The 6,789-nt window shown below is 60.1% G+C and carries 6 protein-coding genes; 2 read left to right on the top strand and 4 right to left on the bottom strand.

The annotated features are described in order from the left end of the window. On the bottom strand, nucleotides 1-2,745 hold a 2,745-nt coding region (locus VL003_RS06375; protein ID WP_325440725.1), incomplete at its 3' end, for a transcription-repair coupling factor. A gap of 27 nt (nucleotides 2,746-2,772) precedes the next feature. On the opposite strand from VL003_RS06375, the gene VL003_RS06370 reads away from it, so the two are divergent. Together VL003_RS06370 and ispF are read left to right on the top strand one after the other, a co-directional pair. After that, nucleotides 2,773-3,513 carry an IspD/TarI family cytidylyltransferase gene (locus VL003_RS06370; RefSeq protein WP_325440723.1) on the top strand — a complete coding sequence of 247 codons (741 nt, stop codon included), beginning with the start codon at nucleotides 2,773-2,775 and terminating at the stop codon, nucleotides 3,511-3,513. Further along, complete coding sequence (ispF, locus tag VL003_RS06365) at nucleotides 3,510-4,001, top strand: 2-C-methyl-D-erythritol 2,4-cyclodiphosphate synthase (RefSeq protein ID WP_325440721.1); 492 nt, start codon at nucleotides 3,510-3,512, stop codon at nucleotides 3,999-4,001. The genes VL003_RS06370 and ispF overlap by 4 nt, the downstream gene beginning before the upstream one ends. Here the strand turns inward: ispF and VL003_RS06360 are convergent. The 3 genes from VL003_RS06360 to ompR are packed head-to-tail and all read right to left on the bottom strand — an operon-like array spanning nucleotide 3,991 to nucleotide 6,738. Next, the gene (locus tag VL003_RS06360; RefSeq protein ID WP_325440719.1) at nucleotides 3,991-4,539 is read right to left on the bottom strand and encodes a peroxiredoxin; all 549 of its coding nucleotides are present in this window, start codon (nucleotides 4,537-4,539) and stop codon (nucleotides 3,991-3,993) included. The two genes, ispF and VL003_RS06360, sit on opposite strands and share 11 nt — an antisense overlap. Nucleotides 4,540-4,588: 49 nt before the next feature. After that, complete coding sequence (locus VL003_RS06355) at nucleotides 4,589-5,956, bottom strand: sensor histidine kinase (protein ID WP_325440717.1); 1,368 nt, start codon at nucleotides 5,954-5,956, stop codon at nucleotides 4,589-4,591. Between the two features lie 47 nt (nucleotides 5,957-6,003). After that, nucleotides 6,004-6,738 (bottom strand): osmolarity response regulator transcription factor OmpR, encoded by a 735-nt coding sequence (gene ompR, locus VL003_RS06350; RefSeq protein ID WP_017524991.1) that lies wholly within the window; start codon nucleotides 6,736-6,738, stop codon nucleotides 6,004-6,006. Nucleotides 6,739-6,789 lie beyond the last annotated feature (51 nt).

Genomic DNA, 6,789 nt, shown 5'->3' with positions numbered 1-6,789 from the left:
CGAACGGCCCACGCGCCCACGCAATTGATGCAGCTGGGCCAGGCCCAGCCGGTCTGCGCGGTGAATCACAATGGTGTTGGCCGTGGGTACGTCGATGCCGGTTTCAATAATGGTGGTGCACAACAACACGTTGTAGCGCTGTTGGTAAAAGCCTTTCATCACGTCTTCGAGCTCGCGCTCGGGCATTTGTCCGTGCGCCACGGCGATGCGAGCTTCGGGCACCAGCTCTTCAAGGCGAGCGCGCCTGTTATGTATGGTCTCGACCTCGTTGTGCAGCACATACACTTGCCCGCCACGCTTCAGTTCGCGGAGCAGCGCTTCTCGTATGGTGGAATTGTCTTCGCGTCGTACAAAGGTTTTGATGGCCAGGCGCTTTTGCGGAGCCGTGGCAATGACTGAGAAATCGCGGATGCCCTCGAGCGACATGCCCAGCGTACGCGGTATGGGGGTGGCGGTAAGGGTCAGGACGTCGACTTCGGCACGAAGCGCTTTTAGCGCTTCTTTCTGGCGCACGCCAAACCGATGCTCTTCGTCAATAATGACCAGTCCCAGTCGCTTGAATGACACGTCTTTGGACAATATCTTGTGTGTGCCGATAACAATATCCACCGTACCGTCTTTCAGGCCCTGCATGGCGGCCGCCACTTCTTTGCTGGACCGGAACCGCGAAAGCTCGGCCACCTTTACGGGCCAGTCGGCAAAGCGGTCGGCGAACGTCTGAGCGTGCTGTTCGGCCAGCAAGGTGGTGGGGCAAAGCAAGGCTACTTGCTTGTTGTTGGCCACGGCCACAAAGGCCGCTCGCAGTGCCACCTCGGTCTTGCCAAAGCCTACGTCGCCACAAACCAGGCGGTCCATGGGCTTGCCTGAAGTCATGTCGCCGATTACGGCCTCAATCGCCGCAGCCTGGTCGGGGGTTTCGTCAAAGCCGAAGCCTTCGGCGAATGCTTCGTAGTCGTTGATCGGCAGCTTGAAGGCATGGCCTTCGCGTGCGGCGCGCAGTGCGTAAAGCGCGAGCAGCTCGGCGGCGGCGTCGCGTACCTGACGCGCCGCCTTGCGTCGGGCCTTGTCCCATTGGCCCGAACCCAACTGGTGCAGAGGTGCGGTGTCGGGGTCGGCGCCACTGTAACGCGCAATGACGTGCAACTGCGAAACCGGCACGTACAGCGTGCTGCCACCCGAGTATTCAAGATGGAGAAACTCCATCTTGCCTTCGCCCAGATCCATGTCGACCAGCCCGTGGTAACGGCCGATGCCGTGCTGGGCGTGGACGACCGGGTCGCCTTCGCGCAGTTCGGACAGGTCGCGCACCATGGCTTCCACGTCGCTGCTGCGTTCTTGAGCCCGGCGGCGCCGACGCAGGGCGTGTGCCTGGTTGGGGTACAGGTCGTTTTCGGTCAGCAGCATCAGGCTGCTGTCGGGCAGGTAGAACCCCGCGGCCAGGGCTGCGGGCACGACGCTGAAATGGTTGTCGCCGGCCAGAAAATCTTGCAGCGTGTCGACTTGAGCGTCTGGCTGAATGCCGTATTCCGCCAGCATCTGCAGCAGTGTTTCGCGCCTTCCGGCCGAGTCGGCGCACAGCAGCAGACGCAATGTGGGCTGATCAAGCACGGCTTGGAGGCGAGCCAGCGGGTGCTCGGCGCGTCGTGCCACCGAAACGTCGGGTACTTTTTGAAAGTCTGGATGTGGCTCGCCGTCTGTAATCGCCAGTCGAGCAAAATCTTTCAGGTGTAAAAACAGTGTCTCGGCGTCAAGAAACAGCATGTCCGGCGCCAGCACTGGCCGCTCGCGGTCGCTTTTCAGAAACTGATAGCGGCTGTGCGTGTCCTGGGCAAAGCCGCGCATGGCCCCGTCGATATCGCCCACCGAGACCGTAATTGTTTCGGCGGGGAGGTATTCAAATAGCGTGGCCGTTTCATCAAAAAACAACGGCAAATAATATTCGACTCCGGCAAATGCAATGCCGTTGCCAATGTCTTTGTAAGGAAGGGCTCGCGAAGGATCGCCTTCGATATGTTCGCGAAACCGTGCACGAAAGCGGTTGCGCGCGGCTTCGTCCATCGGAAACTCACGTCCAGGCAGCAGTTGAACCTCTTTGACCGGGTATAGGCTGCGTTGGCTGTCGATATCGAAACTGCGTATGGACTCGATTTCGTCGTCGAACAGGTCGAGTCGGTAGGGCAGCACCGAACCCATGGGGAAAAGGTCGATCAGGCCACCCCGAATGCAGAACTCGCCGGGTGCCGTAACCTGGGTTACGTGCGTATAGTTGGCCAGCGTCAGTTGGCGGCGCAAGGCTTCTTCGTCCAATTGGTCGCCCTGCTTGAACGAGAAAGTGTAGGCCGCCAGAAACGAAGGTGGCGCCAGGCGGTACAAGGCCGTGGTAACCGGCACGGTTAATACATCGACAGTACCTTGCAGCAGGGCGTGCAGGGTTTGCAGCCGTTCGGAAATCAAATCCTGATGCGGCGAGAAACTGTCGTAGGGCAGGGTTTCCCAGTCGGGAAGCTGCCGAATACGCAGCAGCGGTGCGAACAGTCGGATTTCTTCGGCCAGGCGCTGTGCGGCCAGCGGGTCGGCGCAAAGCACCACCATGGGGCGCCCAGCCTGCTGGGCCAGGTCGGCCAGCAACCAGGCATCGCCCGAGCCCGGCGGCATGGGTGCGGCGTGGCGCCGGCCTGGTTTCAGCGCCTTCAGCAAGGAAGCAGTAGAGGGAAGCAAAAGAGGGGAAGCGGTATCGGTGGTCATTTCAGGCTCTCATTATAAAATCTTTATATGCAAGATAAATTGATTGCCATTGTTCCGGCGGCCGGAGTCGGCGCGCGCGCCCAGGAATCAAGCTCCCAGCCCGTAAACGGGCCTAAGCAATATCGCCTGTTGCGTAATGAATCCATGCTGCGCCATGCGGTGCGGGCCTTGCTGGCCGATTCCCGTATTGACCGTGTGCTGGTGGCGGTGTCTGCCGCCGATGTTTGGGCTGAGTCTGCATTGGCGGGTCTGCCTCGTACCGAGGTTCGGGCTTGTGGCGGCCCTTCGCGTGCTGAAACGGTTATGGCGGCGTTGCGACAGGCGCAGCCGGGTGCACATGACTGGGCCTTGGTACACGACGCGGCCCGGCCTGGCCTGCCCTCGTCGGCCTTGACTCGGCTTATCGACACCTGCCTTGAGCAAGGGGTGGGCGGCCTGCTGGCCTTGCCGGTGGCTGACACCGTCAAGCGCGGCGTTGCGCTTGATCACAATGCGTGCATACTGACCGGGGGGGCGGCCCAGGCAGGGCATGCGGCGAAAGAAACGATCAACCGCGACAACCTGTGGGTCGCCCAGACACCGCAGATGTTTCCGGCGCTTGAACTGCTGCATGCACTTGAGCATGCGCTTGAGGCCGGAAAAACGATTACCGACGAGGCATCGGCCATGGAGCAAACTGGGTACAAGCCCCGTTTGGTTCCGGGCTCTGTGCGCAACTTCAAGGTCACCTGGCCGGAAGATTTCGAATTGATGGAAAAGTGGTTATGAGCATTCCCTTCAGGGTGGGGCAGGGTTTTGACGTACATGCGCTGGTAGAAGGCCGGCCGCTGATTATCGGCGGCGTGACCATACCGCATGCGCACGGCCTGGCAGGGCATTCAGACGCCGATGTGTTGCTGCACGCCATTACCGATGCACTGCTGGGCGCCGCCGGGCTGGGCGACATCGGCCGGCATTTTCCCGACACCGATCCGGCCTATCATGGGGCTGACAGCCGTCGCTTACTGCGCGATGCCTACGCAAAGGTCGTATCTGCAGGTTGGCAGGCGGTGAACATTGATGCCACGGTTCATGCCCAGGCCCCAAAAATCGGCCCTCATGCCAATGCCATGAGGGCAAACATCGCCGCCGACCTGGGCATGGCTGAAGCCGACATCAATATCAAGGCAAAGACCAACGAGGGCCTGGGCTATTTGGGGCGCAAGGAAGGAATCGCGGCCACGGTAGTGGCCTTGCTGACGCGCACTACAGCGTAGCGCCGCCAATTTGTCGATTGCAGGCGCAAAGCCCGCCGGCTTGCAGTGCGTCCAGCACACGCAGCACCTCCTGGGGGCTGCGGCCAACGTCCAGGTTATTGACCGATACGTGTTGAATGACGTTGTCCGGGTCAACGATAAATGTCGCCCTGAGCGCAACGCCTTCGCTTTTTTTTCGTATGCCCAGTTGGTCAACCAGCGAACCCGGGATGTCGGAAAACTGGTGATGGCCGAGCTTGTCGAGCTCGGGGTCGGCTCGCCTCCAGGCAAGCTTGACGTATTCATTGTCGACTGACCCGCCCATAAGAACGGTGTCACGCTGTGCAAATTCGGCCACGAGATCGTCAAAGCCCTTGATTTCGGTAGGGCAGATATAAGTGAAGTCTTTGGGGTAGAAGTAAATGACTTTCCACTTGCCGGGAAACGAACTTTCGGTAATGTCTTCAAAGGCGGAAACGCCGTTTTCTTCGGGAAGATTGAAGCCGGGCTTTACGCCTATAACTTTGAAAGGTTCGAGTTTGTCGCCTACGGTTTTCATGCGGTCTCCTTTACTGTGCTGCTTTGGCTGCAAGCTGCATTCCTGTGCCTCAGCCTCGTGCCCTGGGCAGTTCGATGCGCGCAATAAGCCCGCCGGAAGGGCGTTTGAGAAGTTTGAGCTGGCCACCCACCTGGCCCAGCAGCCGTTCGACGATAGAAAGACCCAGGCCGGCTCCGCTGACCCCTGTGCGCGCTGACTCGCCACGCGAGAACGGGCGCAACAGGCGTTCGATGTCGACTTCGGCAATGCCGGCGCCCTGGTCGGTGACCTCGATGGCGATGGTGCTGCCTTCCTGGCGAGCCAGCAACTGAATATAGGCGCGGTCGTCGGCGGGCGAGCGGCCATAACGCCGCGCGTTTTCAATCAGGTTGCTGACCACGCGCTTCAGGTCGTGTGCGGCGATTTTGGCGTACATGCCGGATTGAATCGAGGCCGACAAATGCCCACCCAGTGACTCGGTGTGGGTGCGTTCGCGGTCAAACAGATCGTTAAGCACGCGCGATATGTCAATACCCTTGCTGGGCACCACACCGGCCGGCCGCGCGTATTCCATCAGTTGGCCGATACTGTGGTCGATCTGGGCCAGGTCTTCGTCGATGGCCTGACGCGTCTCGTCGGTGACCGAGCTCATTTCAATTTCAAGTCGCATACGGGCCAAGGGGGTGCGCAGGTCGTGCGAGATGCCCGCCAGCATGATTTCGCGGTCGGCCTCCGCCTGTCGCAGGTCGCGCGCCATGCGATTGAAAGCGATATTCATTTCGCGAATTTCAATGGGTCCTTTCTCGGGCAGCGGCGAGGGGGTTTCGCCTCGGGCCAGTTGCTGGGCCACCTTGGCCAATTGCGCCAGTGGCCGGTTGACGAAGCGCACGCTGATTGCCGAACCGATAAGTGCTAGCAACAGGGCAGTGACGCCCCAGCCGAACCATTCGATGCCGGCTGTCAGCCCGAGTTGTTCGCGGTCGAACACCAGCCAGTACTGGTCACGATTGATTTCGAAGCTGACCCAGATGCCGGGCGCCTGATTCACCGACCACATGACCTGGGTGCCCGCGCCGAGCCGTTTTTTAATTTCGGAGGCGACGTGGTTCCAGTAATTGGAATCAGGCAGGGGTTCGAGCTGATCGGTTTCTTCGCGCGGTTGTATACGCAGGCTTTCTTTGGTGGCCAGGTCCAGAAGCAGCGCCGGCCGTACGTTGGTGGGTGCATAGACCAGCGCCGACCGCGTAATACTGACGGAAGTGGCCGCGCGCTGAGCCATTTGCGTGGCGCGCGGCCCTTCTTCCATGCTGAAGAAGACCTGCAGCCAAGCCCCCAGGCTGACCAACATAAGCGCGGCAAGCAACAGGAAGGATCGGCTGAAAAGGCCCAGGCGCAGCCTGGAGGTGAGTTTTTTAATTTGCTTTGGTATGCGCGACATTCGGGCAACCGCCAAAATACGACCCGACGCCCCGCGGGGCGACGCTGTTAACGTCCGCCGTCGGGAACGAAGACATAACCCAGACCCCATACGGTCTGGATGAATACGGGCTTGGAGGGGTTGGGCTCGATCAGTTTGCGCAGACGCGAGATCTGAACGTCGAGGCTACGGTCAAAAGCCTCGTATTCGCGGCCCCGGGCAAGCTCCATGAGCTTGTCGCGCGAGAGCGGGATTTTTGGATGGCGGGCAAATACCTTAAGCACCGAGAACTCGCCGGTGGTGATGGGCACCTGCTCGTTGTTGCGGGTAAGGGTGCGGGTGGACAAGTTCAGCACGTACGGGCCGAACTCGATGGATTCGTTCTCTTGGCTGGGAGCCCCGGGGTGTTCTTCGGTGCCGCGACGACGCAAGATGGCGTTGACCCGGGCCAGGAGTTCGCGCGGATTGAACGGTTTTGAGAGGTAGTCGTCGGCCCCCATTTCGAGCCCGACGATGCGGTCGATTTCTTCGGCCTTGGCGGTGAGCATGATGATCGGCGTGTTGTCGTGTCCGCCACGCAAGCGCCGGCAAATAGACAGGCCGTCTTCGCCGGGCAGCATCAGGTCAAGCACCAGCAGGTCGAAATGCTCGCGTTGCCAGAGCTTGCTCATTTCTTTGCCGTCCTCGGCAACGAACACATTGAAACCTTGTTCGGACAGGTAGCGGCGCAAAAGATCGCGCAACCGGGGATCATCGTCGACGACGAGGATTTTGCGAATGAGGGATTGGTTTTGTGTATTCATGGTCGAAAATGTAACAGGCCCAAAGAAACCCGGAAAGGGGGTTGTAGCAAG

The organism is Pusillimonas sp., from assembly GCF_035515275.1.
In the GTDB taxonomy this organism is placed as follows: Bacteria; Pseudomonadota; Gammaproteobacteria; order Burkholderiales; family Burkholderiaceae_B; genus Pusillimonas.
This window is presented reverse-complemented; position numbering and strand designations above follow the sequence as displayed.